23 protein-coding genes are annotated in these 26,972 nt (G+C 50.2%); 16 read left to right on the top strand and 7 right to left on the bottom strand.

Features of this window, described 5'->3' with window-relative positions; all coding sequences use genetic code 11:
- Positions 1–26: 26 nt before the first annotated feature.
- Positions 27–815 carry a phosphatidylinositol-specific phospholipase C/glycerophosphodiester phosphodiesterase family protein gene (locus VGN67_RS05630; RefSeq protein ID WP_327485801.1) on the top strand — a complete coding sequence of 263 codons (789 nt, stop codon included), beginning with the start codon at positions 27–29 and terminating at the stop codon, positions 813–815.
- A 21-nt stretch (positions 816–836) separates the two neighbouring features.
- Complete coding sequence (locus VGN67_RS05635; RefSeq protein ID WP_327485802.1) at positions 837–1,637, top strand: penicillin-binding transpeptidase domain-containing protein; 801 nt, start codon at positions 837–839, stop codon at positions 1,635–1,637.
- 45 nt (positions 1,638–1,682) lie between these two features.
- On the opposite strand, the gene VGN67_RS05640 is transcribed toward VGN67_RS05635, so the two are convergent.
- Both VGN67_RS05640 and VGN67_RS05645 read right to left on the bottom strand, forming a co-directional pair.
- Positions 1,683–2,312, bottom strand: coding sequence for an FISUMP domain-containing protein (locus VGN67_RS05640; protein ID WP_327485803.1), 630 nt, complete (start codon positions 2,310–2,312; stop codon positions 1,683–1,685).
- A gap of 136 nt (positions 2,313–2,448) precedes the next feature.
- Complete coding sequence (locus VGN67_RS05645) at positions 2,449–3,696, bottom strand: MFS transporter (RefSeq protein WP_327485804.1); 1,248 nt, start codon at positions 3,694–3,696, stop codon at positions 2,449–2,451.
- A gap of 174 nt (positions 3,697–3,870) precedes the next feature.
- Here VGN67_RS05645 and VGN67_RS05650 point away from each other — a divergent pair, with 174 nt between their 5' ends.
- Positions 3,871–4,521, top strand: a complete 651-nt coding sequence (locus VGN67_RS05650) for a phosphoribosylanthranilate isomerase (RefSeq protein ID WP_327485805.1) — start codon at positions 3,871–3,873, stop codon at positions 4,519–4,521.
- A 15-nt stretch (positions 4,522–4,536) separates the two neighbouring features.
- Here the strand turns inward: VGN67_RS05650 and VGN67_RS05655 are convergent, their stop codons facing one another.
- Together VGN67_RS05655 and VGN67_RS05660 are read right to left on the bottom strand one after the other, a co-directional pair.
- Positions 4,537–5,445 (bottom strand): carboxypeptidase-like regulatory domain-containing protein, encoded by a 909-nt coding sequence (locus VGN67_RS05655; protein ID WP_327485806.1) that lies wholly within the window; start codon positions 5,443–5,445, stop codon positions 4,537–4,539.
- A complete protein-coding gene (locus tag VGN67_RS05660) occupies positions 5,438–5,737 on the bottom strand; it encodes a hypothetical protein (protein ID WP_327485807.1) in 300 nt (99 codons plus the stop codon). Before VGN67_RS05660 ends, VGN67_RS05655 begins: the two co-directional genes overlap by 8 nt.
- A 314-nt stretch (positions 5,738–6,051) precedes the next feature.
- On the opposite strand from VGN67_RS05660, the gene VGN67_RS05665 reads away from it, so the two are divergent.
- The 3 genes from VGN67_RS05665 to VGN67_RS05675 all read left to right on the top strand — a co-directional run bounded on the left by VGN67_RS05665 (position 6,052) and on the right by VGN67_RS05675 (position 7,875).
- Positions 6,052–6,828, top strand: a complete 777-nt coding sequence (locus VGN67_RS05665; protein ID WP_327485808.1) for a 3-hydroxyacyl-CoA dehydrogenase — start codon at positions 6,052–6,054, stop codon at positions 6,826–6,828.
- 240 nt (positions 6,829–7,068) lie between these two features.
- Positions 7,069–7,647, top strand: coding sequence for a YceI family protein (locus VGN67_RS05670; protein ID WP_327485809.1), 579 nt, complete (start codon positions 7,069–7,071; stop codon positions 7,645–7,647).
- Between the two features lie 18 nt (positions 7,648–7,665).
- Positions 7,666–7,875 (top strand): YwbE family protein, encoded by a 210-nt coding sequence (locus VGN67_RS05675; RefSeq protein WP_327485810.1) that lies wholly within the window; start codon positions 7,666–7,668, stop codon positions 7,873–7,875.
- Positions 7,876–7,883: 8 nt separating this feature from the next.
- Here VGN67_RS05675 and VGN67_RS05680 read toward each other — a convergent pair whose 3' ends face one another.
- Positions 7,884–9,164 (bottom strand): sodium:proton antiporter, encoded by a 1,281-nt coding sequence (locus VGN67_RS05680; protein ID WP_327485811.1) that lies wholly within the window; start codon positions 9,162–9,164, stop codon positions 7,884–7,886.
- A 317-nt stretch (positions 9,165–9,481) separates the two neighbouring features.
- Between VGN67_RS05680 and VGN67_RS05685 the strand changes: the two genes are divergently transcribed.
- Positions 9,482–10,843, top strand: a complete 1,362-nt coding sequence (locus VGN67_RS05685) for a DUF6600 domain-containing protein (protein WP_327485812.1) — start codon at positions 9,482–9,484, stop codon at positions 10,841–10,843.
- A gap of 264 nt (positions 10,844–11,107) precedes the next feature.
- Positions 11,108–13,504 carry a response regulator gene (locus VGN67_RS05690; RefSeq protein WP_327485813.1) on the top strand — a complete coding sequence of 799 codons (2,397 nt, stop codon included), beginning with the start codon at positions 11,108–11,110 and terminating at the stop codon, positions 13,502–13,504.
- Positions 13,505–13,639: 135 nt separating this feature from the next.
- Here VGN67_RS05690 and VGN67_RS05695 read toward each other — a convergent pair whose 3' ends face one another.
- Complete coding sequence (locus VGN67_RS05695; protein ID WP_327486021.1) at positions 13,640–15,730, bottom strand: prolyl oligopeptidase family serine peptidase; 2,091 nt, start codon at positions 15,728–15,730, stop codon at positions 13,640–13,642.
- A gap of 593 nt (positions 15,731–16,323) precedes the next feature.
- On the opposite strand from VGN67_RS05695, the gene VGN67_RS05700 reads away from it, so the two are divergent.
- From VGN67_RS05700 to VGN67_RS05735, 8 genes are all read left to right on the top strand, one after another.
- Entirely contained in the window at positions 16,324–16,875 is a 552-nt protein-coding gene (locus VGN67_RS05700; RefSeq protein WP_327485814.1) for a fasciclin domain-containing protein, read from the top strand.
- A gap of 237 nt (positions 16,876–17,112) precedes the next feature.
- Entirely contained in the window at positions 17,113–17,592 is a 480-nt protein-coding gene (locus tag VGN67_RS05705) for a DUF1456 family protein (RefSeq protein ID WP_327485815.1), read from the top strand.
- 80 nt (positions 17,593–17,672) lie between these two features.
- A complete protein-coding gene (locus VGN67_RS05710; RefSeq protein ID WP_327485816.1) occupies positions 17,673–18,449 on the top strand; it encodes a rhamnogalacturonan acetylesterase in 777 nt (258 codons plus the stop codon).
- 26 nt (positions 18,450–18,475) lie between these two features.
- Complete coding sequence (budA, locus tag VGN67_RS05715; protein WP_327485817.1) at positions 18,476–19,270, top strand: acetolactate decarboxylase; 795 nt, start codon at positions 18,476–18,478, stop codon at positions 19,268–19,270.
- A gap of 585 nt (positions 19,271–19,855) precedes the next feature.
- On the top strand, positions 19,856–20,473 hold the full coding sequence (locus tag VGN67_RS05720; RefSeq protein ID WP_327485818.1) for a hypothetical protein: 618 nt from the start codon (positions 19,856–19,858) through the stop codon (positions 20,471–20,473).
- A 595-nt stretch (positions 20,474–21,068) separates the two neighbouring features.
- Positions 21,069–21,644, top strand: a complete 576-nt coding sequence (locus VGN67_RS05725) for a S41 family peptidase (RefSeq protein ID WP_327486022.1) — start codon at positions 21,069–21,071, stop codon at positions 21,642–21,644.
- A gap of 118 nt (positions 21,645–21,762) precedes the next feature.
- Complete coding sequence (locus VGN67_RS05730) at positions 21,763–22,260, top strand: DUF1440 domain-containing protein (protein WP_327485819.1); 498 nt, start codon at positions 21,763–21,765, stop codon at positions 22,258–22,260.
- Positions 22,261–22,498: 238 nt separating this feature from the next.
- Positions 22,499–23,917, top strand: coding sequence for a pyridoxal phosphate-dependent decarboxylase family protein (locus VGN67_RS05735; RefSeq protein ID WP_327485820.1), 1,419 nt, complete (start codon positions 22,499–22,501; stop codon positions 23,915–23,917).
- A gap of 129 nt (positions 23,918–24,046) precedes the next feature.
- On the opposite strand, the gene VGN67_RS05740 is transcribed toward VGN67_RS05735, so the two are convergent.
- Entirely contained in the window at positions 24,047–26,845 is a 2,799-nt protein-coding gene (locus VGN67_RS05740) for a M16 family metallopeptidase (protein WP_327485821.1), read from the bottom strand.
- Between the last annotated feature and the right edge of the window lie 127 nt (positions 26,846–26,972).

A 26,972-nucleotide genomic window follows, 5' to 3' on the forward strand; every position in this document is an offset into this window, starting at 1 on the left:
TAGTCTAATTTCTAAACTCGTATGCTATGTTTTATATAAAACCATTCTTTCAAGGCCTTTTGGCGGCAGTGCTGCTTTCTGTTGGTCCAGCACTGGCTCAATCTCCCACAAAATACACCACGGCGCAGGCGCACTCCCACAACGACTACGCGCAGGATCAGCCTTTCCGGATGGCGTACAACCTGCAGTACGGTTCCATTGAGGCCGACCTGATCTTTAGAAATGATACGCTTTATACCGCGCACGATCTTCAGGATGTCTCCCCCAACCGTACCTTCAGCTCCCTGTACCTTCAGCCCATTCTGGCCGAAATCAAAAAAAACGGCGGCAGCATTTATAAAGATAAAAACAAGCAGCTCCAGCTCCTGATCGACTTTAAGACTCCCGCTGCGCCAACCATGGCCGCTCTGATCAAAGAACTGGCCCCGTATGCGGACCTGCTGGTACCCAATGGTACTGTCAAGATCGTCATCAGCGGGAATACACCTGCCCCGTCCGCGTTTAACCAATACCCCGAATACATTTTTTTCGATGGCCGACCCACGGTAGCCTACTCGCCTGAGCAGCTCGAACGGATCGGGCTCATCAGCCAGACCTTCCAGATGTACTCGCGCTGGACGGGTAGCGGCAACCTGCCGGAAGCGGACCGGATCAAGCTTCAGCAGATCATAGAGCAGGCGCACCGGCAAGGGAAGAAGTTCCGCTTCTGGGCTGCGCCCGATACGCCCGAAGGCTGGAGTACGCTGATGACATTGGGAGCCGACTACATTAATACTGATAAGATAGTGGGGTTGGCAGCATTTCTGAAAAGGTAAATAGGCATATCTTTATTAACCATGTTATTAAGAACAGTATTGGTCGGCCTGTTCCTGTCCACGGCTGCTTTCGGACAAATTGATCTGCAAAAGCCCTTTCAGGATTGTGGCATCGAAGGGAGTACCACTATTTACGACTACAAAAACAAAAAGTGGATCTACAGCAACGAGGCCGACAGCCGGATAGCTACCCTGCCCGCCTCTACCTTCAAGATCATCAATTCGCTGATTGTACTGGAAACCGGCGTGGTGCAGGATGAGAATGAAATAGTACCCTGGGTGGGCAAAACGGACACGGTCTTATACGGCTATCGCCCGGACATCTACCACGACATGCCGATCCGGGAAGCTTTTGAGAAATCGGCAGGTTGGGTGTATGTTGAGCTGGCTAAAAAAGTGGGCAACGAAAGGTACCTGGACTACCTCAAAAAATCCGGCTATGGTAATCAGGACCTGTCGGGGGCCGAAGGAGCCGACTTCTGGAATTTCGGAAAATTTGCTATTTCACCGGCCAACCAGGTCTCTTTCCTGCGGGATTTTTACGAAGAGAAACTCCCCTTCTCCAAACGCACCTACGAGATAGTAAAGCGCATAATGGTACTTGAAAAAACGGATGACTATACCCTCCGGGCCAAAACCGGCTGGACCCGCTACGGCGGCAACGACACCGGCTGGTGGGTAGGGTACGTGGAGCGGAAGGATAACGTGTACTTTTTTGCTACGCGCCTGATCAAACCGAGGACCACTCCTAACCGGAGGTTTACCCAGTGCCGAATTGAAATTACCAAAGCTATTCTGCGTCAGATGCAGGTACTTGACTAGCGGGTACCTGCCTATCTGCTCTGTATGTTAGTCAACAGCAGCAAGCTACTTATCTCTGACAAACCGGAGGTTAAAACGGTACTCGGGGCTATCGATGTTATTGTAAAATGACATATTGTGGTTAAGCCCATTGGCACTTTCCATGATACTCATGGTTTGTCCACCGGCGGTCCAGTATTCGCTGATATCACCATCCTGCGGGGCCGACTTCTGGAAACAGTAGCCACCGGGAAAAGCGTTGAAGCCAGAGGCATTGGTACCAGCCACTTTCCTCCAGTTGGTAACAGAAACCAGTTTCTTGAGAGCATCCTGGTTCGTAGCCCGGTCGCCGGTAAAGACTACCCCCTGCGATTGAGCTAGCTTCTGGTAGTCTGCGACGGTTGGGATTCTCCATCCGGCGGGCAAGGGCACCGCTTTTGCTTCTTCAAATGTGTAGTAGCGCCCATATTCCGGCTTTTCGTTACTACTGTTATAGGCTACTCCACCCGTACCAGTATGGTTGGCCGCCGTCCAGGTCAGATCTCCGATCGTAACAATCGGGTAGGTTTTTCCGTCAATAAGGACCGAGCCTGGCTGGGGTTGTGGCTGTGGGTCTGCCTCATTTCGGCAAGATGTAAACAGAATTGCCAGCAGGAAAACAGCTAGTACAGTACTACTTAATATGTAATTTTTCATGGCTAATGGTAATAATAGTATTACCTCTAAGATCCACGGCTGCACAAATGGTTGGATAGTAGTGAAACAATGCAATTAAACCTTAATAAACAACAATAAAGTACAAAACAGAATTAGTCGTGGGCAGCTTTTTGGATCAGGAAGTCAGCTTGATCGAAAACAGATCGCGCGAGCGGTAGTAGATCCAGGACACTACCCCGATGGTGAAAACGCCACCCAGCACTACCGAAGGTACGGTACCCATTAACTTAGCGGCCAGCCCCGACTCAAAGGCGCCCAGCTCGTTGGATGAACTTACAAACATACCATTGACCGAAGCCACCCGGCCCCGCATTTCGTCGGGCGGGAATAGCTGTAGAATAGTTTGCCGGATAATAACGCTGACACTATCGCAGGCACCGGTCATAAACAGGGCCAGGCACGACAGCCAGAAATTGGTAGAAAGCGCAAATAGAATGGTAAACACCCCAAAACCAGCCACGGCTATGAGTATGTTGCGCCAGGCGTTGTGCGTAGGCGGATAGTACGCCATGGTAAACATAGTCAGTAGCGCCCCCACCGACGGAGCCGCCCGCAGTACCCCCAGCCCCTCGGGCCCCACCCGCAGTATGTCTTCCGCAAAAACGGGAAGAATAGCGACGACCCCGCCAAAAAGCACCGAAAACAAATCCAGCGAAATAGCGTAGAGAACGATGCGCGTTTTGAACACAAACCGAAAACCTTCCTTCAGACTTTCCAGCAGGGGCGTGGTAGTCCGGACAAAAGCGGGAATTGTTTTGATAAACGAAAGCAGCACCAGACATACGCCAAAGCTGAGAATTACTACCAGCAGGGTGTTGGTTAGTCCAATATAGGCGTACATAAAGCCCGCGATAGCCGGTCCCAGGATAGCGCCCGCCTGCCAGAAGGAGCTACTCCAGGTGGAGGAGTTGTGGTAAATCTCGCGCGGTACCAGAAATGGCTTCAGCGAAGACGAAGCCGGAGAGTAAAATCCCTTGGAAAAGCCAATCAGAAAAAACACCGAGTAAATCAGCACGAGTTGCTCCCGGAAGGTAAGGTCATCCATAAATCCCGGCTGAAACGCCAGATAAAGAATAACCGACCCCAGGATAATAACGCTGAGGCTGATACGCATGATCGTGATCTTGTTGCGCTGGTCGGCGATGTGCCCGCCAAAAAGAGCTGTACAGATGAACGGAACTACCTCGGCCAGCCCAATGAGCCCCAGCGACAGCGGGTCGTGCGTCATGCGGTAGAGCTCATAACCTACAATAACTTCCTGAATCAGGATGGTAGCCGTAAAGAGGGTACTATTGGCAATAAAAAACCGGAAGTCGGGATAACGCAGGGCCGCGTAGGCGTCGGTAGAACGGGTTGATTTCAAAATAAAAGCTACTAATGAAAAAATAGGGATCCGGTACTACCAGGGTACCCGCTGCTTCGCCTTAGTGAAACAACAAAATCCGGCCTTAGTTCTCCCGCCCGCTTCTCATTTTTGTGTAAAGATTATTTTCATTGTTCTTTCAATGGTGTTACTTGCTATTTTATTTCCAAAACTATGCTACCCAAAGTAAAAATTTGCTGCATCAGTAGTACTGAAGAGGCACGGCTGGCCATTCGGTACGGGGCCTCGGCGCTGGGGCTGGTAGGCCCTATGCCCAGCGGACCGGGTATACTTTCTGACGAGCTTATCGCTGAGATTGTCCCGACGGTACCTCCGCCCATTGCTACGTTTCTGCTTACCAGCGAAACTACCGCCGTAGATATAATAGCCCACCAGCGGCGGGTCTATACCAATACCATTCAGTTGGTCGATGCCGTCTCTGAAGGTACCTACGCCCTGCTCCGGCAGTCGCTGCCCGCGGTGAAGCTGGTGCAGGTTATCCACGTCATAGACGAAAGTTCGGTGGAAGAAGCCCTGATGGTGGCCGACGGAGTAGATGCTCTGCTGCTGGACTCGGGCAACCCAAAGCTGGCCGTAAAGGAACTGGGTGGTACCGGCCGCACCCACAATTGGTCGCTGAGCCGCCAGATCGTGGAGCAGGCCCCGGTGCCGGTTTTTCTGGCGGGCGGATTGAAAGCGGAGAACGTACAGGAAGCCCTGGATACGGTGCAGCCCTTCGGCCTGGACCTGTGCAGCAGCGTCCGCACCAACGGGCACCTCGACGAGGCGAAGCTGGAAGCTTTCTTTCGGGCGGTGGGGTACTGAGTCAGCTGAAAGGATTTAATTTGATAGCTTTACCTGAATCATAGGCGAATAGCCGGGCATAATTTGTTGAACTAGGGCAGGTCTCCAGCCCTGGCCTAAATTTTCCAATACATAGCGCCTGTCTTTTTTTCCAAAGCCGATATGTACTCCTTTACTATTACCGTGCTGCTTTGAAGATGAGGTCGGTAAAAACTCAACGGATACAAAAAAACCATCTTTGGGAATAGCAATAGGAGGCACTGAAAGTTCATTAAAATTTACCTCATACCATTTACCTTTTAGACGTCCTCTTTCTACTTCTATCTGAAATGTACGATTGATCAATTCTTTGGAAATTATGTTTTCTGCTCCCGCTCCATAAAGCTTCACCCTTACAAGCCCCTTTCCAAAAACCTCTCTGTTATACATAAATATAGATAGAGATTGAATATACAAGTCTTCGGTGAATTTTGGCTTCGCAAAATAAGTAGCTAACTCATAGTACCAGGAGGAAAAAGCAGCATTATAACCCATTCTGCTAAACCTGGAATTGTTTCCGATCCTGAAATCTTGCTTTTTTTGGGGTATAACATTCAGAACTGAAAGTTGGATAGGTAATTCCTGTAGTAGTATAGTAGAATTTTGACTTTCTATCCCCTGATTAATTGGAATATATTTTGAAGTATACCCAAGCATAGAAACGACTAACGTGTCCTTTCGTTCCGGTGATGGTAATATAAATGTACCATCATTATTAGTGTAGGTACCTATTTTTGATGTATTCTTAAAATATACTAATACATAGTTAAGCGGTGTATTAGTTGTAGAATCTAACACAGCCCCTTTTATTTGGGCATTACTTTTAAATATTACTACAACAAGTATGATAAATATGTAACACATTCTTATCATACTTGTTCTAATAAAAAATAATCCCTTAGCCACGTCTTGATTTAAGTTTATTATCTATATTACCAGTTGTAGTTTTACAAGGAACTATATTCCAGGCAACCTCCGAGTCAACAACAAAACCAAAGAAATAATAATTACGCACTACCATTGAAAAGCATTGAGATCCATCAGGTGTTGTAGAATTTTCAGTTCCTAAGAATTCCCAACTATCCCATCCAAATAAACGCCAAGCATAAGTTGGAGTCGCATTAGTAACCAAAAATAAAGTTATAAGCAAAGCGGTAACAAATTTTGCCTTTCTTGTCCTACCTGCATTTTCTTTCAAATAGAATTTCTTTTCATTACTTATAAAAGTGGTTAGCTTAGGACCTACTCATACGCTTTTCGGCTTCGGCGGTTGAATTATCCAACATCACTTATGTAACAAATAAAAAATATACATTACAAAAACTCATCAAAATTTTCTGTGCAACAAATTTAAAATTATTCTAATCAATTATTTTCCAGCAGCGTCCGCACCAACGGGCAGCTCGACGAGGAGAAGCTGGAAGCTTTCTTTCGGGCGGTGGGGTACTAAAAAAATAACATTTAGGTACTGCTCAGGTTAAGAAAGCACATAACTAATTCCCATAAAACGATATGCAACTTACAAATGCCGTAGCCCTGGTCACGGGCGGTGCCTCAGGCCTGGGTGAAGCTACTGCCCGCCTTTTTGTGGAGGAAGGCGCCCGGGTGGTGGTGCTGGATATGAACGAAGAAAAAGGGCTGGCCCTCGAAAAAGAACTACGTGGTAAGGTACGATTTGTAGCAGCCAGCGTTACGGACGAGGCGGCGGTACAAAAAGCCATTGACTCGGCTCTGGAATGGGGGCCGCTGCGGGTGGTCGTCAATTGTGCGGGGGTGGCCGAGGCCCGCAAAACCCTCGGCAAGGTGGCAGGTACGTACGGTCCCCACGCGCTGGATGTTTTTCAGAAAGTCATTAACATAAACCTGGTAGGTACCTTCAACGTAATCCGGCTGGCGGCCTTTGCCATGGAAGCCAACGAACCCAACGAGGAAGGTGAACGCGGGGTTATCATTAACACTGCTTCGGTTGCGGCCTATGACGGACAAATGGGTCAGGCGGCCTACTCGGCCAGTAAGGGTGGCATTGTGGGCATGACGCTGCCCATTGCCCGCGACCTGGCGCGGTCGGGTATCCGGGTTATGACCATTGCGCCGGGCTTGTTTGAAACGCCGCTGCTGGCGGGCCTGCCCGAAGAAGCCCGGCTCTCGCTGGGTCAGCAGGTACCTTTTCCCTCCCGACTGGGTCGGCCTTCCGAATATGCTTTACTGGCCAAAGCCATTGTGGAAAATCCCATGCTCAACGGAGAAGTAATCCGGCTGGACGGGGCCATCCGGATGGGGCCAAAATAATTTTTGGACTTTTCTCTGCACTGGTGGCTATTCAACGGGTATTTTATAAATATCCGAATGAATCATATTGTCATTCCACTTTTTTCGTTTAAATTTATATTCCTTTTGTCATCCACCCAGCAGATTTGGAATAATCTGAGCAATCAGAATTACGCGTAGCAGCACGTTTTTTTCAGGCAGTTCTATCGCTGCCTGAGCGTTCGGTACCCTTATTTACCTATCCAGAACTTCTGTGATCCTATGACAAGATTCCTCTCCATCGGGCTACTCTGCCTGCTTTCAGCCTTTGTGTCGGCTCCGGTACCTTCCTGGTCTGTGAAATCACTTTCGATTACTTTCAGGACCAAAAACGCGGGTATCCCCGTTACGGGTACCTTGTCGGATATGCACGCCAGCCTCCGCTTTGACCCTAATCGTCCTACGGAAAGTACCCTGACTGCCTCGGTAGGTGCCAGTACCATCAATACGGGCTTCAGCCTCCGCGACTACCAGCTACGCGGCCGAAACTACCTGTACGCTGAGAAGTACCCGCGCGTGCTGATGCAATCCAAACAAATCCGGGCCGTGGGAAAAAACAACTACGTAGGGCTGTTTTACCTGACTCTAAGAGGAGTCACTAAGGAAGTAGAAGTACCTTTCAGTTTTAGTCAGCAGGGTAGTATGGTTACCTTTAAGGGCAATTTTTCTATTAACCGCCGCGACTTTGGCGTGGGTGGTTCTAGCCTGATTCTCGACGATAAAGTAACGATCGGGGTGGAGGTAACAGCCAGTGACAGCAGCAAGGAATCCGGCCCCCCTTCTACACTTCCCAAAACCTGATCTTAAACCTCACGCTTTATGCCCGGCCTCTCCGGAACCGAACGAAAGAATATTGTACCCGGCCTGCTGGTGTCCATAGTACTGAAACAGGATCAGCGCAGCGGCCAGCTGACCGAAGGGGTCGTAAAGGATATTCTGACCAAGTCGCCCCACCACCCGCACGGCATCAAGGTACGTCTGGAAACAGGTGAAGTAGGTCGGGTAAAGGAAATCCATGACGAGGAATAGGCTGCTTCCTATTGTACCTTAGAGTCCAAGTCATGATCTTCTGAGACATCTTCGGCGAACTCTTCTTCCAGGTTTTTCATGCTGAACCTGGCTGTGATGCCATGAACCACCAGCGATATAAGAACGGTAAAGGCTACCAGGGACCAGATATCATCCCCAAATAAAAAGTCGGTTTCTTCCAGCGCGAAGGCCAGATAGAAAAACGAGCCGATTCCTTTTATTCCAAAAAAAGAAATGGCCAATTTCTGCTTCATGTGAAGGCCACTGCCCATGAGACCGATATAGCCCGAAAGCGGACGCACCACCAACACGAAAGCGGCGGCATACAAAGCCATTTCCCAGGTGAGTTCATCTAAAATAACGGTTATCAGGCTCCCTCCAAACAAAATCAATACAATGGCCACCAGTATGCGCTCAATCTGGTCGGTAAAGGAATGTAACTCCGTATGAAATTCATGTCTAAGCTCCCGGTTTCTGAGAGTGACTGCCCCCACAAATACGGCCATGAAACCGTAACCATGAATCATTTCGGTGAGTCCGTAAATGAGCAGCGTAGTGGCCAGGGCTATAAATGCATTATCAGCCTCTACTATCTTTTTCCCCTTTAACCAGTCCCATTCTTTAAAAATCAGGTAGGCCAATAGCCGCCCAAGTGCATACCCGCAGATAAACCCGGCGCCAATCCGGTAGAGGAAGTCCATAGTAAACCATTCCAGCAGGCTGCCTTCGGCGGTAGGAGAAGTCATAAAGGCTACTGTGACCGCCATCCAGGTAAACGGAAAGGCCATGCCGTCGTTCAATCCGGCTTCCGCCGTAAGGGCAAACTTTACTTCGTCCCTTTTTTTCTCGTTGGGTGGTCCTACCTGTACATCCGAAGCCAGAACCGGGTCGGTGGGTGCCAATACGGCTCCCAGCAGGAGGGCGGAGGCTATATCATACTTCAGGCCCCACCAGCCCAGCAAGGTAATAAGCCCGATACTCAGTAACATGGTAATACTTATGAGCCGGAAAGGTATCCGCCAGCCCTTCAGCGAAAAGGGCTGGTCAATTTTCAGACCGGTTCCCATCAATGATATGATAACCACCATCTCGGTCAGACGCACCGTATACTCCTGCTCCCGGATGGGGTCCGGCAAGGGAAGTACATCCACAAACATATAGAGGAGTGCCCCGAATAGTACATAGAGAACGGCGTAGGAAATATTGGTTTTCTTGGTAAAAACAGGCATCCAGGCCATACCCAGGGCGGCCAACCCGATGATGGTAATAACGATGATATAGGTATCCATAACTGAATGATTGGGAAAATCTTAAGACGCCGTAGCAGGAATATGTTCGATTCCACTTAAAATACTGTGCCCCGCTGTTTTTTCGTCCTGAGCTTACGGCTCCCACCTACCCGCTCCATCTGCTTAAGTACCCGGATAACGCTCGGTTTCCCTCCCTGAAGTACCCTGCTTTGGGTAGCGTAGAGAAAGCTGGTGGTGCTAGGTACTGGTTAACTGAAGAAACTATTTATTTTTCTGTGTTCCGTTTAAACCTTTTGTCGTTATATGAATCTAACTAGCAGGAAGAAATTACACCGAATCATTATCCATCTATAGCCATGAAAATACCCTATATAGTACGGATGCTGTGCCTGAGCGCTGTGTTGACTCTGGGTGCAGCCGTCGGGGACAAGGCGATGGCCCAACCGGGCGTCAGCGTGTCCTTTCAGACTTTTTATAATGACCTGGCTCCCTACGGCAATTGGATGTCGCACCCGCAGTACGGGTCGGTATGGGCACCTACCGTGGCGGGCGACTTTCAACCTTACGCCACTAACGGACGCTGGGTAGTAACTGAATACGGTAACACCTGGGTGTCCGACTACGACTGGGGCTGGGCGCCGTTCCACTACGGACGCTGGCACTACGAAGACTTTATGGGCTGGGTATGGGTTCCCGATTACGAGTGGGGACCGGCCTGGGTAAGTTGGCGCTCCGGAGGCGGCTACTACGGCTGGGCACCGCTGGGACCGGGTATTCATGTGAATGTACAGGTAAACCTGCCCTATAACTACTGGGTTTTTGTACCGCAGGTATATATTACCAGTCCGAGGCTCTATAACTACTGCCTGCCCCGCACTAGGGTGGTACATGTCTACAACCAGACAACCATTATCAATAACTACTACCGCAACGATAACCGTGTATATGCCTACGGCCCGCGCCGCAACGAAATTGAACGCGTAACCCGTAATACAGTACCTGTTTACAGGGCGGAAGAGTTTAGCCGCAACAATCGCTCGCGCTTTGAAAACGACCGCGACAACAACCGGACCTACAGCGCCGATGGCAATAGTAACCGCGCACGTAGCCAGTCGCGTCAGAATGACCTGAACAGCGACCGGGCTGCTTCCCGCTCCAACCGCGAAAGTGCCGTGGGCGTAGAGAACAATCGGGCCACCCGCGACTATAGTACCGCTGCACCCAGCCGGGCCCGCCGGAGCTACGGAGAAAGTAGCCGGAGCGATAGCAACTATGACCAGGCTGACAGACCTACCCGGAGCCGTTCCGGTGCCGACTGGTCAGATGCTACCCGCAATACCCCAACGCCAGGTACTGACTACCCCGAACGTAGCAGCCGGAGCCGTCAGAGTGGTATGGAAGCGGAACGCAGCACGCCTTACAGCAGCAGTCGACCGGGTACCTACGAGGCCGAAAGAGCACCTTCCAGCCGTAGCTATGGCACTACCGGGCCGAGCCGGGCACGCAGCAGCTACGGGGAAAGTAGTCGGAGCAGTGCACCGGCTACCCGCCAGCAATCGCAGCCCTCGTCCCGCTCAGGTTCAGAAATGTCAGCGCCGCGTAGCCGAAGCAACCAGGGCAGCTACCAGGCTCAGCCCCAGCGGCAGCAGCCTACGTCGGGCGGAAGCAGTAGCCGGCCGTCAGCTCCCCGCTCCAGCCGTAGCCGGGGCGTAGAGTAAACATAAGCCAGTAAGTTATAGCCAGCCGCCCCACCCCGGAAGATCCGGGTGGGGCGGCTGGCATTTTATCGGCACTACTCACCCGATTCTCCTTCCTGATTAAGCCCCGGACCAGCCGTTGGTACATTACAGTTACTTCCTGTAAAAATTATCGGGCTATCTTTTCTTTACTATATTTTTTTTCAGGTATCTTTCTTGTTTAATAGCAAATCGGGCCCGAAAATTGATCGGGTTGTTGCTAGCCGTGACCCTCCACGAAATGATATGACACGTGTTAATGCCCTCCGGATCAAACTATTGATCGGTTTACTACTGGTAGTGAGCTATTGTCCCCTTTTCATTAAGGCTACGCTAGCAGCGGGTACTCCCTCGGCTCAGCGGGGGCTGGTGGACCTGCGAACTACCGATCTTTCGGAGCAAACGGTCCGGCTGAACGGTGAATGGAAATTTTATTGGAACCGGCTTCTTACTCCGACTGACTCAGCAGGGTACTTTGAATACGTAGATATTCCTAAACTCTGGACTAACAGCACCTGGAAACAGCAGGTACTTCCGGCCCAGGGCTATGCCTCTTATACTCTTACTGTACTTTTACCGTCCACCAACGAGTCGCTGGCGCTGACCATACCTGAGGTGTACTCAGCCTATCACCTCTATGCCAACGGACACCTTCTTGCCCGAAACGGTACCCCCGGTACTACCCCCGAAGCTACCGTACCCTACTGGTCCCAACAGGTAGTTGCTATTCCGGCTGCTACCGATACCCTTCGGCTTCTGCTACAGGTCGCTAACTTTAGCCATACCAAAGGAGGCCCTAACAAAGAGATCAGCCTGGGCTCGGTCACTAACCTACAGGCCGCCCGCCAGACCAACTTTGCCTTTGATATTTTTCTGGCGGGCTGTCTTTTTATGGGGGGGTTGTTCTTCCTGGGGTTGTACTCCTTTGGGCACCACGATAAATCCATCCTTTATTTCTCCTTATTCTCTATACTGTATAGTTACCGGATAGTGGGCACCAAGCAGTACGTGCTGCATTCGCTGTTTCCTTACCTGAGCTGGAGCCTTACCCTACACCTCGAATACCTTTCTTTATTCATGGGAGTAGCCATGTTTGCGTTTTATACGCGTGAGCTTTATCCTAAAGATGTTTACAAGATTATTCTTCACCTGATAATCGCGATTTGTCTGGTCTTCTCGGTGGCTACCCTCGTTCTTCCTACTACTCTTTTCACCCAGCTGGTTTTCCCATTTCTGGTGGTAATGATAGCCGGCATCCCCTATACTTTTTATGTATACTGGCTGGCGGCCCGCAACCAACGTCCCGGCGCGACCTACGCGCTATTGAGTACCGGTTCGCTCCTGATTATTTTCATGGCTATCATTGCCGAATATTTTCAGATAGCGGCGCCCAGCAAATTCCTGCTGTTTTTCGGGTACATCGGATTTTTCTTTCTGCAGTCCCTGATTCTGTCGTTCCGGTTTGCGTCGGCGCTGAAAAAAGCCCGGGACGAAGCCGAGTTGGGTCTTAAGACCAAAAGTGAGTTTTTGAGTACCATGAGTCACGAGATTCGTACTCCGCTTAATTCGGTGATCGGGATGACGCACCTGATGCTCAAAGACGGCCCCCGTCCGGACCAGAAGCAGCAGCTGGATGTCTTGCTTTTTTCGGCTAATAATCTGCTTACTATTGTAAATGATATCCTGGACTTCAATAAAATTGAAGCCGGAAAAATCACCTTTATGACGGGCCCTGTTGACCCGGCGCTCATTGCCCGCAATATCGCGTCGGGTTATAGCAAGTCAGCCTCGGACCTGGGTATTGAGCTACGGGTAATTATTGATCCCTCTCTTACTACCCATGTTCTGGCTGATCATACCCGGATGTCGCAGGTGATTGGTAATCTGGTACAAAATGCCGTTAAGTTTACCCTAAAAGGGTCGGTTACGCTGCGCCTGGTGGTGGAAGAACAGACTGACAAGGATATCACGATTACTTTTTCAGTAGAAGACACCGGAATTGGAATAGCGCCCGATAAACAAAAAGTAATTTTTGACCGCTTTACGCAGGTCGATTCCTCAGATACGCGTGGTTTTAGTGGTACCGGCCTGGGGCTGGCCATCAGTAAAAAGATCCTGGAAATGCAGGAGGTAGATCTCCACCTTATCAGTGAGTTAGGAGCCGGTTCTACCTTCTACTTTACCCAAACGTTTCCGCTGGCTCCCACGGCCGAAATCGCCAAACCGGAAGCCCCCGCTCCTCAGGCTGAAAAACCGCTTCAGGGAAAAAATATTCTTATAGTGGAGGATAACTCCATGAATATACTTGTTGCCCAAAACTTCCTGAAACGCTGGGGGGCGCAGTCGGAAGTGGCCCGCAACGGAAAGGAAGCACTGGAACTGCTGGATAACACCCGGCACGACCTGGTCCTGATGGACCTGCACATGCCGATTATGGATGGGTATGAGTCTACCCGCCTCCTACGCGAGCGCGGCGAAACTATTCCCATTGTAGCCCTTACGGCCAACATTGCGCAGGAGGTAGAAGGGCGGGTGTACAGCATTGGATTCAACGACATCGTGGTAAAGCCTTTCAATCCGAATGACCTGCTACGGGTCATTGTTGGCTACGTTCAGCAAAAAAACCAGACACAGCTACCTTAATACCTTAGCTGCGCAGTACTCCATTGCCTACTTCTTTCACCTACCACTGGCTTTGCTCCTACCCTGCTAATAAACATTAACCCCGGCAACTCTTTTATAAGCTGCCGGGGTTAATAAACAAAAGAAACGTAGGGGCTACTTCCAGGTCAGCCCCATGTTATGGAACATAAAGGCATAGATGTCAGCCGCTGTTTCGAGGGCTTTTTTGGTGTTGCTGGCGCCGTGGCCGGAGTTGGTGTCAATCCGGATCAGGAACGGATTGGCAGACGAAGTACCTGCTTTTTCCTGCAGCGTAGCCGCGTACTTAAACGAGTGCGCCGGTACTACGCGGTCGTCGTGGTCGGCGGTGGTGATGAGGGTAGCCGGGTACCGGCCACCCGCCTTGATGTTGTGCAGGGGTGAATAGGTATACTGGTACTTAAATTCCTCCGGGTTGTCGCTGCTCCCGTAGTCGGCGATCCAGTTCCAGCCGATGGTAAACTTGTGGAAGCGCAGCATGTCCATTACCCCTACCGCCGGGAAGGCCACCTTAAACAGTTCCGGACGCTGGTTCATAACCGCTCCCACCAAAAGGCCTCCGTTAGAGCCTCCCTGAATAGCCAGCCGCTCGGGCGAGGTATATTTCTCCCGGATCAGGTACTCGGCCGCTGCTATGAAATCGTCGAATACATTCTGCTTCTTGAGCTTCATGCCCTGCTCGTGCCACTTCTCACCGTACTCGCTACCGCCCCGGAGGTTGGTCTGCACAAACACCCCGCCCTGATCCAGAAACGGAATACGCGTCGGGCTGAACGAAGGCGGCAGACTTATGTTGAAACCACCGTAGCCGTACAGGAGCGTCGGGTTGGTACCGTCCAGCTTCAGGCCTTTCTTATACACAATAAAAGCAGGTACTTTGGTACCGTCTTTACTGGTATAAAATACCTGTTTTGTTTCGTAGTCGGCAGGTTTGAAAGATACTTCCGGCTCCCGGAACACCGTACTTTTCTTAGAAGCTATATCGTAACGGAAAATGGTAGGAGGGTAATTGAACGAGGTAAAGGTATAGAAGACAAAGTCATCTTCTTCCTCCCCACCAAAGCCCCCTGCCGTACCCAGGCCGGGCAAAGCTACTTCGTTTTCTAGCTTACCTTTCAGATCGTAAACATATATCCGGCTGGTAACGTCTTTGGAGTATTCCGCAAACACTTTTCCTCCGGCAGTACCCGCGTTTACCAGGGGTTCCGGCTTTTCGGGCAGGAAAGGCTTCCAGCTTTTTGCCTTTGTATCGTACAGTACTACTTTACCGTTGGGCGCGTCAGCATTGGTCTCTATAAGGAAGCCGCCGTCTACATTATCCACTATGCCGTACTTAAAGTCCGTAATCTCGCTGACAATGGGGGTAAAGGTGGTCTGTCCCTGTGCCATCACCCACAGGCCATTCCCGTCCTTGCCCTTGCCCCGGTCACTTACGTAGAGGGCAGCAAAGCGGCCATCCTCTGTAGTACTTACAGTATGAAAGCGTTGCGGATTGGCGGCATCTTCAAAGACCAGTTTATCGGCCGACTGCGGGGTACCTACCTGGTGGTAGTACACCTGGTGGTTCTCGTTTTTGGCGGCCAGGGCACTACCTTCCGGCTTAGGATAGCGGCTGTAATAGAAGCCATTACCCTGCCAGGCGGCACCCGACACCTTCACCCACTCTACCTTATCCGACAGCATTTTGAGGGTTTTCATGTCCATGACCTGGTACTCCTGCCAGTCCGAGCCGCCCTGCGAGAAGCCCATAACCGCGTAGGCTCCATCTTTGGAAAGGCTGAATACCGTCAGGCGCGTAGTACCGTCGGCCGAAAGCTTATTGGGGTCAAGTACTACCTCGGGTGTCCCGTTTAATCCCTTTTGCCGGTACAGTACCGACTGGTTCTGCAGGCCGTCATTCTTATAGAAATAGAAGTAGTCGCCCTTCTTGCGGGGGGCCGAGTACTTGGGGTAGTTGTAGGCTTTTTCCAGATCGTTGTAGATCTCCTGCTTGAACGGAATCTGGCTGAGGTACCCAAACGTCACCTCGTTCTGCGCCTTTACCCAGGCGGCGGTTTCGGCCGAGCGGTCGTCTTCGAGCCAGCGGTACGGATCGGGTACCTGGGTACCGTGGTAATCGTCGACGTGATCTACTTTATTGGTTTTGGGATAATCTATTTTTTGCGCCGTCCCGTCGGCATTGATAAGCAGGGCGGTTATCAGGGTCATTCCTAAAAGGGTTTGTTTCATGGTAATTGTAGTCAGGTTTGAGATGAAGGGAATTACAAATGTACTATTCGTTTGTGTGACAATCAATGTAAGGAGAGGCTGTTGTGCCTCTATGGCAACGAAGGACCACGTGCCCGAAGTACTTTTTATCCCGCTCAGGCGATATAGTTTAGCATTTGAAACCGGGACGCGTAGTCCGGGACGCGTAGTCCGGGACGCGTAGTCGCTGTTTGATTCTCTTCCAGCAAGAATTAACGGCATCTCCCCACTACTGACCCCAGTACTTTGAGCGGTAGAATCTTCACCTACTAAATAGCACAAAACAAATATCGCAAGAAAGCCGAAAGCTAAGCCTAAAAAATGGGTTTTCCGTTTCGATAGGAACGCCATATAGGGCGTCCCTTTTTTGTAATAAGACTAGCTTCTTCTTTGACTATCAAAGAATATTTTAGTACAAATGACACAATTTCAACAGTTTGTAAAAATTTTTTAAAATATTTTCATTGTGTTTCAATCCTTACAGAAACATAAGTCGTAAGTTCAGTCATAATCACTCTTAAAAAACAAGATCCAACAATTAATTTAATCTACTCATGAAAAAAGTTGCACTTTTTGTGGTGGCACTATTTGCCGCACAGGCTTCGTTTGCCCAGGGAAACATGCGCACTGTCAAAGTTGGCGGCGCCGAGATGTACCCTAACAAAAACATTGTTGAAAACGCTCTCAACTCCAAAGATCACACTACCCTGGTAGCAGCCGTAAAGGCCGCCGGACTGGTAGAGACCTTGCAGGGAAAGGGCCCCTTCACCGTCTTTGCTCCTACGAACGATGCCTTTGGCAAACTGCCCGCCGGAACCGTTGAGACGTTGGTAAAACCTGAAAATAAAGGTACCCTAACTACCATCCTGACCTACCACGTAGTACCGGGCCGGATGGACTCCGAAGCCATCGCTGAGGCCATTAAAAAAGGAAATGGCAAAGCCACATTCAAAACCGTGGAAGGTGGTACCCTCACAGCCATGATGAAAGGAAAGAAACTGGTGCTGACGGATGAAAAAGGGGGAACTTCCACCGTAACTATCAAGGATGTGTACCAGAGCAACGGCGTAATCCACGTAGTTGACACCGTAATAATGCCTGATTAACCTGACTAAGTTGAATTAGTGTGTGTTGTGAATGACAAAGAGTCGGCGCGTTTGTGCCGGCTCTTTGTGTTTATATCCAATCGCCCTTGGATGAAAATTTGGGCATTATCCACCGCTCTACGCTCGCCCTAGCCGGGCCGCGCCCGATTTGTGTTAGCAGGTTCGGCTTTAACTAAGGGTGGAAAAATGTTCAATTCCTTTTACCTTAGCGGTAATCCATTTCCGAAAAACTTTACAATGAATAATAACGATATACTACGCCGCCTGCGCTTTGCCTTTGACATGAAAGATGAAGAGATGATGCGACTCTTCCGGCAGGGCGGCTACGAAGCCAGCCGGGCCGAGGTGAGCGACTGGCTGAAAAAGGAGGAAGATCCCGAGCACAAGGTACTGGTGGATGTAAGGCTGGCTACTTTCCTGAATGGATTTATTGTGGAGAAGCGCGGCAAAAAAGACGGCGAAGAACCCAAAGCTGAGAAAAAAACAAATAATAACCTTGTACTCCGGAAGCTGAAAATCGCCCTGAGTATGAATGATACGGATATGCTGGAGGTATTCGATCTGGTCAGCTTCCGGATCAGTAAACACGAACTCAGCGCCTTTTTCCGAAATCCCGATAATCCGCACTACCAACCCTGTAAGGACCAGGCACTTCGTAATTTTCTGGTAGGGCTGCAGTTGAAGTACCGACCCACGCAGGATGAAGAGGATCGGTGATGGTACCGGATCAGGGTTAGTAGTTGTACAGGAGACCAGCTCTTTCCTGCGTCTAAGTAAAGTATAATTTAATAAGACTAATGAAAATCCGACTCCTCCTCCTCCTCGGCCTGTCGCTGCTGGCCTTAGCCCTGACCAAACCCGCTCCCGTAAGCCTGTACCTCATTGGCGACTCTACCGTCAAGACCGGCTCGGGCAAGGGCGAAAACGGTCAGTGGGGCTGGGGCAGCTTTCTGCACGAGCACTTTGACACGACAAAGATCAAGGTCCACAACCACGCCATCGGAGGGCGTTCCAGCCGGACGTTCATCAGTGAGGGCCGCTGGGATAAGGTACTATCGGAGCTTAAAATAGGCGATTACCTGCTGATCCAGTTTGGGCATAATGACGCCAGCCCCGTCAACGACTCACTCCGTGCCCGGGGTACGATCAGGGGCATCGGCGAAGAAATGGAAGAGATTGATAATCTCATTACCAAAAAACACGAGGTCGTGCACTCGTACGGCTGGTACCTGCGCAAGTACATTGATGAAGCCAAAGCCAAAGGAGCCATTCCGATTGTCTGCTCCCCCATTCCCCGCAACAGCTGGGAAGGGAGTCGCATTGTCCGCCCCACCGACAGTTACCCCCAATGGGCGCAGGCCGTAGCCAGGTCGAACGGAGCTTATTTCATTGACCTGTACGAACTGGTCGCCACCGAATACGACAAGACCCCACCCACCCAGGTAAAGCAGCAGTACTTTACCCCGGCCGACAATACCCACACCTCCCGACAGGGCGGTCAGCTCAATGCTCAACTGGTAGCCGAAGGCATTAAATCATTAAAAAAATGTAATTTGAAGAAGTATTTGAAATAGTACCTGCCTCCTCAACCTTCCTGTACTTGAAAAACCTTTGCGCTTACTGTTGCCTGGTCGGCTTATATTATGTACTGCTGGGCTGCACCAGCCTCTCCAAAGAAGCCCCGCACCAGCAGGACGAGGTACTTTACCAGGTATCAACGATTGACGCACTGCTATCCGGCGACTACGACGGAACGGTTACCTGCGGCGAGCTACGTCAGCACGGCGACTTTGGCATAGGTACCTTCAACGGCCTCGACGGAGAAATGCTGCAGCTGGACGGAGAGATATTCAAAATCCGGTCGGATGGAAAGGCCTACGCCGTGCCCGACTCGACCCGTACTCCTTTTGCCTCGGTTACGCATTTTTCGGCGGATACCGTTATTGAATTGAGTGGCAGGCTTAGTTATGAGCAGTTGTGCGCCTATATTGACAGCCTGGTTCCCACAGAGAATATTTTTTATGCCATTAAGGTGGAGGGCGAGTTTGCGTACGTGAAGGCACGCAGCGTTCCCCGGCAGTCGAAACCCTACCTGCCGTTGGTAGAGGTAGTAAAAACACAGCCTACCTTTGAGTTTGAACACGAAACGGGTACCCTGCTGGGCTTTCGCACGCCGCCGTACATGAAGGGTCTCAATGTGCCCGGTTACCACCTGCACTTCCTTACCAGCGACCACGCGCGGGGCGGCCACGTAATGGCCTGTACCCTTGGCAAAGTAAAGTTGTCGATTGACTATACCTCCGCCTTTCACATGGTACTTCCCGCTACGGGTACCTTCCAGCGCGTAGACCTCACGCAGGACAAGCAGGAAGAACTCGAAAAAGTAGAGAAGTAAGCGTAGCTTTTTCTTTCAGATAAAAAACTACGGATACGGGTAAAAACAGTTTTAAGCGGGGTCATCGTAACCGAAACCGAAGCATGCGTTCTGCTCCGGACGGATAATCTGGGAGAGTACTTATCGCACCTTATAAAATTGAAAAGATAGACCGTAACGTGGCCGGGTACTACCGCAACGGCCAGTTCTGGTTTCAGAATCCATAAGTAGCTAATTAATTGCCCTCAGCAGCAGGCAGTGCACCGAAGGACACTTTCGAATAAAGGTCTCTCATCGGAGCCGAGCGACTGCGAGGATCAGGTCCGTTCCGCAATGCTACTACCAACGTTGCTAGTTGAAACAGCTCCTCTCAATTCACAAATTTATAGATTACAAAAGCTCAGGTTTGTAATTTATTGTAACACTATTTTACCCCAAATGAAATCAAAAATAATAAGAGATTGATGACTTTATATTTCTTGCTATTATTATACAATAAGTAACCTAAAAGAATATTCTAAGTGGGATATTGTTTCTGAAAAAGTGATACGCTACATTTACAGATCCTCGTATGCAATAGTGCATACCAGAAACCATAAATCCTATATGAAAAAATCAGTTTTACTTTTTTTGCTATTGGCAGCCTGGACGCTATCATTTTCACAGGACCAAAAAGGATTGGCCCGAGTCAACAAGATTGACGGGGTAGAAGTCTACTTTATGAATGAACCTTTAAACAGCTATGATGTCGTTTTTGATGTGGGTACTGGCCTGAAAGCCACCTCGCTTCTCACCGGTGGCATGGTCAACGAGGGGGTAAGTGATAAGGCTTCCCAATTTGTAAGAAAAGCAATTAAGGAGGCTAAGGAAGACAAGCATGAGTTTGATGCGATAATTTACTCATCAGGCAAAAAAATTGTTGCCGTAAAGTTTAAGAACCCCGATCCAAAATTTAAGTCGCTGGCCAGAGCACAAAAAGTGGAAGGTCTTGAGGTATATATCCTAAGCGAGCCCCTAAAGGACTACGAAGTTTTAAATTCAAAAAAAGGAGGCATTAAAATGAAATCCTATTTGACGGGGGGATTGGTAAATAACTCCATCGAAGAAGATGTAGCTCAGTTTGTAAATAAACTTCTGAAGGATTCCAAAAAAGACAATGAAAAGATCGATGGGATTGTGTACGGAGCGGGCAAAAGTGCCTCAGGAATAAGATTCAAATCATAGAGGTTTATAATTTGTCGCTCCCTTGTAAAAGACTATCCGACAAGAAAGTCAAGTAAAAGTGCGGACTGTTTTTTTACACAGTCCGCACTTTTACTTTTTTCAGTCTTTGGAATGGCAACTGTTACATGTATCAAGTACACTTTAGCTTTTATTCAAGATAAAAAAACGGGATTAGCTTAGACATTGAGGGGCATTTAGAGGATTTGTATGGTCTGGAAATCAGCACTGGACAGTTGTCACAGACAAGATACTACCGGTAGTGGAGCAGTGGTGCTCACCTCCTTCGAGCCAGGATTGTATCACAGGATTCCAGTCTGTAACACAAGCAGCTCATACAGCTTATGAAGACAAACTCCCTGCATCGGAAGACGATTGATTGAGATAGCTTCACCACCCAGGTTCTGGCCCGGGCTAAGGGGGCTCAAAACATTGATGATCCCAGTGTCAGCCCAGCCATCATACGAGCCCTTACTCTACTGGATGATTCCCATAGTTTTTTATTACCTATAAAGGATCCCGTCTGTACGGTGCAGTCCAACAGGACTGCTCAGACGAGACTCCGGTTTTACCCTCACTGGGGAATGATATTGGCTATATAAAGATCAGTGCTTACAGTGGTATAGACAGCGACGCGCAAGGACATGCTGAGACTATTCAGAATCAGATACGACGCGCCGATTCACCGAACCTGCGCGGCTGGATAGTGGACCTGAGAGGCAACACTGGGGGTAACATGTGGCCCATGCTAGCCGGAGTAGAACCTATTCTGGGAGAAGGTATTTTAGGCTATTTTATTGATCCGGAAGGAAATACTTCTCCCTGGAATAAGAATACCATCTTTTATCCTAAAGTTACGTTCCCTTACACCCTATATAAACCTAATCCCAAAGTAGCTGTACTGACCGATCGAGTCACAGCCAGCTCGGGAGAAGCAGTTGCGATTGCGTTCCGGGGCCGCCCTAATACCCGCAGTTTCGGTAAACCTACTTGTGGTCTTTCTACTGCCAATCGTGGGTTTTCGCTTACAAACGGGACCGTCCTCTTTCTTACAGTTTCCACCATGGCTGACCGCACCGGTACAGAATATGGCAAAAGTGTAGAACCTGATGTCCTGGAAGCTAATCAGCAACTTTGCTTGGAAAAAGCCCTGGCGTGGCTCCGTGAGCCGTAGGCAAATAGAAAGCTCCAGAGTACCTACGTGCAGGTAGGACTTTTTTTCAATATACTTTTGCTATTCGCATGGTTTTTTTAGAATCTAGGAATCACATGTTCCACTAAAAACCGAAGATATGACAAGTGCAAAAAAAGAATTGCTGAAAGGAGCTATAGCCGGAGCGGCTGCTGTATGGCTGATGGACAGGATGACGCGGTATATGTACAGGCATGAGAGCCAGGAAGCATACGAGCAAGAAAAGGAGGCCCAGATCGGAGGTAAGTCTGTAGCCTTTGTGGCCGCCAATAAGATGGCCGGTGCGGCCAGTGTAAAATTGAACGACCAGCAGGAGTACATAGCTGGCAAAACCGTCCATTATCTAATGGGCGTTGTACCGGGTGCGCTGTATGCACTTCTCCGCCATCGGATAAAAGGATTGAATAAAGCACATGGACTACTCTACGGGCTCGGCCTGTTCATAGTAGTAGATGAATTGATGGTGCCCGCGGCTGGCCTTGCCTCCGGTCCTCTGGCTTATCCGTGGCAGGCACACGCCAGAGGCTTGGTTGGGCACCTTAGATTAGGATTATCCACCGACACTGTAGTTCGTGCTCTTGATAAGGTTGTAGACTAGTATGCTGTCTGCTTCCTGCGGTAGGCAGAGCAGCCTATAAAAAAGCCCCGCGGTACTCACAGATACGCGGAGCTTTTTCTTTGTGCACTTTCAGTACTGCTTCTTTTCCGCATTAGAACTACTTCAATGTAGCTGGATTGGATTTATCGAGGTACTTCCCATAACCGGAACTGAACCAGAAATAGTAAGAATAAGTAGTACCCCGGATGTATATTTGTTGCTTATTCATCAACCTGCTATGCTGAACGACGCTTATTCTGCCGATACATTCCGTACCCATGCCCACCAGTTAGTTGACCTCCTGTCTGATTATCTGCAGCAAACCGAAAACCGTCAACTCGAGAAAGTAATCCCCTACCAGTCCCCTGACGATAGTCTGGCTTATTGGAATGACGACTTTGCACAGGGTCCGGGCGACGTGGATGACTTTTTCCGGAAGGTTATTAAGCAGTCTACCCACCTGCACCACCCCCGCTACATGGGACATCAGGTATGCCCGCCACTGCCCATAGCGGCTATGGCAGGCTTACTAACCGGACTGCTCAACAACGGTATGGCGGTGTATGAAATGGGGCTGGTCTCTAACCCGCTGGAACGGATTGTCTCTGAACTGCTGGCACGCCGCATTGGCTTTGACGAAAAATCATCCGGACTGCTGACTTCCGGAGGTACCCTGGCCAACCTGACGGCTCTGTTGGCCGCCCGCGCCGCCAAGGCTCCGGGTGATGTATGGCAGCATGGCTCACAGGAACGCCTGGCGGTCATGGTAAGCGCAGAAGCCCACTACTGCATTGACCGGTCGGCCCGTATTATGGGATTTGGGGAAGGAGGTATTATCAAAATACCCGTAAATGCCCAGTTTCAGATGCGTACCGACCTATTGGAACAGTACTACCAGCAGGCTACCGCCACAGGGTTAACAGTAATTGCCGTCATCGCCAGTGCCAGTTCCACCTCTACCGGAGCGTACGACAACCTGGAAGCAGTGGCTGATTTCTGCGACAAACATAGCCTGTGGCTGCACATAGACGGAGCCCATGGCGGAGGAGTCGTTTTTTCAGACACGTACCGACACCTGGTAAAAGGCATGGACCGCGCCAATTCTGTAGTTATTGATTGGCACAAAATGCTGATGACTCCTGCCCTGGCTACCTCGCTCATCTTTCGTCGTAATGAGGATTCTTTTCGTACCTTTCACCAGCAGGCGCAGTACCTATGGGCCAGTAGCTCCGAGGACTGGTTTAACTCCGGCAAGCGTACCTTTGAGTGTACCAAGCTCATGATGAGTGTAAAGATTTACGCCATCCTGAAAGCCTACGGAGAAGCTATCTTTACCGAAAATGTAGACCGGCTCTATGACCTGGCCCGTCAGTTTGCCGACCGTATCCGCCAGCATCCCCAGCTGCAGCTGGCCGTCAGTCCGCAAAGTAACATTGTTTGTTTTCGCTATTCAAATAGTGCTTCGGCTGACCTCAACCAGGCGAATTCTCAGATTCGGCAGGAGTTGCTGCAGGAAGGCCGCTTCTACATCGTGCAGACCACGCTACATGGCGAGGTGTACCTTCGGGTATCGCTCATGAACCCACTCACCACCTTAGACGACCTGGATGATTTGCTGGGAGCTATACTAGCCATAGTCCCTGTCCCTAGGGCATAGGCTCCCGCCTAAACCCATAATCAGATTTTCAGTCTCCGAAATCGGGGGGTGGAAATGATCATGATACACTAAAACGCCCTGTGGTACCTTCCGGTCCGCAGGGCGTTTTGGTGTATTATAGAAAGTACCTTACTTCTTCTCCGGCATGAGCACTACCTTGATGTAGTTAGACTCGTCGAGGTACTTCTGGGCGGCGGCTTTAGTACTGGCAGGTGAAATCTGCTTCAGAAGTTCCGGCTGCTTAAGTACTTCATCCAGATCATCCCCGTAAAACTGGTTACTGGAAAGATACCCCCGCCAGAATTCATTGGTACGAAGGTCTACCTCGGTTTTACGGTTAGTTTCGGCCACAAACTTCTGAACATCCTGCAATTCGGCGCCCTTCTGCTTAATCTTGTTGATTTCTTCCAGGGTACGGTTTACCAGCTTATCCACGTTTTCGGGGCCGCAGCCGAAGCTGATCTGCATGCGGTAACGGCCGGAGGGAAATTTGTCAGTACTTTCGGAAACGCCTACTCCGTACACTCCGCCCTCTTCCTCACGCAGCGCTTCAATGAGCTTAATCTGGAGTACCTCCTGCAGGGCCTCGATCTGTACGTTATTTTCAGGACTGTACTCGTACTCGCCGCTGAAAATCATGGTAACACGGCTTTTGGGCTCCAGTCCTTTGTACACTGTTTTTTCAATGCGACCTTTGGGCGGGAATATATTGGGGTGCTTAAAGGTATCATTGCGGTCGGTGGCGGGCAGGCCCCCCAGGTACTTCTCCAGCATCGGCCGGATTTCCTCCTCCTTAAATGCTCCTACGAAAGTAAAGACAAAGTCGGAGGCATCGGCAAAGCGGTCTTTATAGATTTCCAGGGCCCGGTCCAGATTTACCTTATCCACGCGCTCGGGGGTCAGGGGCCGGCGGCGCGGATGATTATTGGTCAGGACGCTGGTCAGGGTATCGGAGAATACCTTTTCGGGCGTGGGCGTCTTCATCATATTTTCCAGGTACGACTTCTGGTTGGAAAGTATACCTGAGACTACATCAGCATCCTTGCGGGGAGCCGTGAAGTAGGCATATACCAGTTGCAGAGCCGTCTCCAGGTCCTTAGGGCTGGCACTACCCACCAGGCCCTCTGAAAGTTCGCTGATGTAGGGCCGTACGCTGACGCTCTTGCCGGCCAGGTACTTCTGCAGCTGGGTCTGGCTGTAAGTACCTACGCCCCCGGCCCCCACCAGGGAGGCGGCAAACAGTCCGGTTTCGATGTCGTTGGGGTAAAGCGAGGTACCTCCCTTGGCGGTAGCGTCAAAGATGATCTGGTCGTTCTTGAAATCCGTAGACTTCAGTACCACCTTTACACCATTGCCGAGGGTCAACTCGGTTACGCCCAGTTTCGGGTGCTTTTTCTCACTCACCACTTTGGTTCCCTGCGGCTCGGTAGCCAGTAGCGGCTGGTCCACGGCATCATCCACGTAAGCCGTAACGTTCTGACCGGCCGAAGCCAGTATTTCTTTCACCTTCGCCTCCGTGGGAAGTTGGGCTTTAGCTGAGGCAGGACCCATAACGACCACAGCGCGGTTTTTATCCGTTATAAACTGGCTGGCCAACGCATTAATCTCCTCGATCTTTACGCCGTCAAGGTGCTTCTTAACAAAGTCGTAGTAGTAGTCAATACTGATCGACGGAGAGCCTTCCAGAAAATGCTGCACGTACTCCTGGGTATAGTCGGCCGACTTCGTTTTGTCCTTTTCTTTGTACGCTTCTTCAATCTGATTCAGGAAGGAGCGCTTGGCGCGATCCAGCTCGGAGGCATTGAAGCCAAACTTCTGTACGCGCTTGTTTTCTTCCAGCAGGGTAGTCAGTGCGCGCTCCACCCCACCGGGGTCTTTGGCCAGCGCAATGGAAGAGAAAGCGTCCAGATTGCCCAGGAAACCTCCGTAACTGCTATATCCCACCAGAAACGGCGGGTTAGCGTTTTGGGTCAGTTCCTGCATTCGGTCCCCCATCATGGAGTTGAACAGCGACCGGGCTATGGCGTTGCGGGCATCCAGCAGCGTTTTTTCCTTTATTTCGGGCTGTTTATAAATAACCTGTACTACGTTTTGCGGGTACTCGGGGTCAGTCACTATCGCCACATCCGTGGAGCCGGCCAGCGGTATGGTATATTCAGTGCGTTTGGGCGGACTAGCGGGTGCCTGAATCCGGCCAAATTTCTCCTGAATCAGCTTTTCTACCCGGGCGGCGTCAAAATCGCCTACCGCCACTACCGCCATCAGATCGGGCCGGTACCAGTCTTTGTAAAACTGCCGGATGGTTTCGGGTTTGAAGTTCTGAAGAATACTGTCCTTACCAATGGGTAACCGCTGCGCGTAGCGGGAGTTGCCCAGAATCATCGGAAAGTACTCGTCACGCATGCGCTGCTGCGCCCCGCGCCCCAGCCGCGACTCTTCCAGTACCACGCCCCGCTCCTTGTTGATATCGTCGGTTTCCAGCAGGGCGTTGTGGGCCCAGTCTTCAAGTACCTGCAGGCCCTTTTCCACCAGCCCGGCCGAGTCGGTCGGGATGGGGAGCATGTACACCGTTTCGTCAAAGCTGGTGTAAGCGTTGAGGTCGGCCCCGAAGCGTACCCCTGTTTTCTGGAGAAAATCGACCAGTTGATTTTTAGGGAAGTTTTTGGTACCATTAAAGTTCATGTGTTCCATGAAGTGCGCCAGCCCCTGCTGGGCGTCATTTTCCAGAATAGAACCAGCCTTAATGACCAGCCGGAGTTCAGCGCGGTTTTGGGGCTCGGCATTTTTACGGATATAGTAGGTAAGGCCGTTTTTCAGTTTACCGACTTTCACATCAGGATCAAAAGGAATGGGTTGTTTGGCCAAATCCTGAGCCAGGACCGGCACCGTGAGCAGCAGCCAGACCCAGCTATATAGCACTCTTTTCATAAGCTTCATGTAGGTTAAATTTGGAGTAAGAAGATTAATTAACGGTAAAATGGTGAAGTCTGTTACATCAGTACTTAGGTACAAGTATACTGGTTTTCCACAAAGTACTCAAAGAGTAGCTTTCCTG

Source organism: Telluribacter sp. (assembly GCF_035998675.1).
GTDB lineage: Bacteria > Bacteroidota > Bacteroidia > Cytophagales > Spirosomataceae > Telluribacter.